Source organism: uncultured Fibrobacter sp. (genome assembly GCF_937877005.1).
GTDB lineage: Bacteria > Fibrobacterota > Fibrobacteria > Fibrobacterales > Fibrobacteraceae > Fibrobacter.
Genome location: NZ_CALEFV010000266.1, coordinates 1 through 1,739, shown reverse-complemented (window position 1 = coordinate 1,739; position 1,739 = coordinate 1). Strand labels below are relative to the sequence as shown.

General features: G+C 51.0%; 2 protein-coding genes and 1 pseudogene. All 3 read right to left on the bottom strand.

Going from position 1 to position 1,739, the window contains the following annotated elements:
• A pseudogene (locus Q0628_RS11840) lies at nt 1-321 on the bottom strand (lamin tail domain-containing protein); the annotation flags it as partial.
• A gap of 31 nt (nt 322-352) precedes the next feature.
• Nucleotides 353-1,183: a polyphosphate polymerase domain-containing protein gene (locus tag Q0628_RS11835; protein ID WP_298771242.1), complete on the bottom strand. Its 831-nt coding sequence runs from the start codon at nt 1,181-1,183 to the stop codon at nt 353-355.
• A 1-nt stretch (nt 1,184) separates the two neighbouring features.
• Nucleotides 1,185-1,673 (bottom strand): DJ-1/PfpI family protein, encoded by a 489-nt coding sequence (locus Q0628_RS11830; protein WP_298771241.1) that lies wholly within the window; start codon nt 1,671-1,673, stop codon nt 1,185-1,187.
• Nucleotides 1,674-1,739 lie beyond the last annotated feature (66 nt).

Here is a 1,739-nt window from a genome sequence, read left to right as displayed (position 1 = left end):
GATTGTCACTTCGACCCATTCCAATGCGGAACCATCGTCAGCATTATACATGATTTCGGTAATCGCCATCTGGGTGTACGAAGAATCAACCACTTCAGCAGCCGAAGATTTGGGAACGTCACCGCTAACGCTGCTCGAAGAACCCGTCGCAGGAGTATCGCCCGCAGACGAAGTCGGGTCAGGATTCGTACCACCTTCCGAAGACGAAGAAACGGTCGGATCCGCAGGATCCGGTTCCGTAGACGAGTCACTGGAACAAGAGGTGGCAAGAACCATTGCGGTCACTGCCGAACCAGCCAAAAGAATCTTTTTGATATCCATAGAGGTATCCTCGCAAAAACTTTCTTCTATTTTAATAATTTTCGCCAGCGCCTACGGCAAGCTTCGTCCAGTACGGAGTCTTAAAGCGACGCGGATTTTCGTATACACGTTTCCATTCTGCGGCGGCATTGCCGAATTTGGAGAAGGCAGCGTGTTTTAAGTTCAAGAACTTGATCAAGTCAAACATCCAGTACGGCACCTGGGAGCAGGGGCACTTGAGTTCGAGCACGGCATCGCATGCCGGCTGGAAAAATCTCGGAAGCCCCGTCGAGTGCATGTAATGCGGATCGACCGTATAATCAAAACCGTTTTCTTCGCGGAAGCGCATGCCTGTATCGATCGTCACGCGGGAATATTCTTCGCGAAGGCCAAACCAGGCACGGCGCTTGTACTGGGTCAAAAGGCGCGGGTGCGCATTGTAGAGTTCCGTCTTGTACAAGAAATCCTTCACGTACATGCGGTCCCTTTCGCCCTTGCACGGCCAGTCTTCGGGTTTCATGTTCCAGACTTCGCCCGGGTTAATGCCCTTGATGGTTCCGCGGCTCTTATAGCAAATGTTCTTGATCTTGCGTTTGCATTCAAAGCGGAACGTTCCGCCTTGAGCCGGGTGTTCACCATAGGTGCGAATGCGCATATTGAAGCGATCCAGCAACTGTTTCTTTTTCCAGCCGAGGAACGTCCAAGAAGGCGAATCCAAGTAGAGGTTCGTAATCCAGTAGAATCCGCCCGGCGTAATTTTAGAGTAATAGTCTTCTTCGCAGTACGGAGCAAGGAATGCGCCGATACGGTCCGCCCATTCCACGGGAATGTGGTACTTGAGTTCGAACCTTTCCAGAAGGCTAAATCCGCGGGCCTCGGCCATACTACTTGAGCCCCCCTACTAGGTGGTTCTGCACCCCTTCCTTGGAAAGCTTTCCTGCATACTGCAACAGTTCAAGATAAAGGTCGTAAATGTCGGTTTCGAGCTTGGCTGCATTCAGTTCGCTTTCGACAGCGGATTCACGGGCACGCAGCAACAGAAGCGGGTCAGATCCGGCGTCTTTCGCAAACTGCTCGAAGATGTTACCGGCCTTTACCTTGTCTGCTGTTTCCTGACCCTTGATATGGGCGAGGATGGCAAGACCGAATTCGACAGCCCAGCCTGGACCACGTCCGGTAATGATGTTGCCGTCAGTCACTACGCCTTCCTTTACGTATTCCGCACCCTTGGCCTGAAGTGCCTCTTCAAAGCCATCATAGCAGGTCATCTTCTTTCCTGTAATATCAGGAAGAAGGCTGAGGACTACACTCGGTGCAGCGCAGATAGCTGCTACTGTGCCACCTTCCTCGTAATGCTCCTGCATTATGTCCATAAGCGTCATTTACACGTTTAAAGTAATCAATATCTCCTATTATAATGCTTTTTGCTTGTTCTTTTT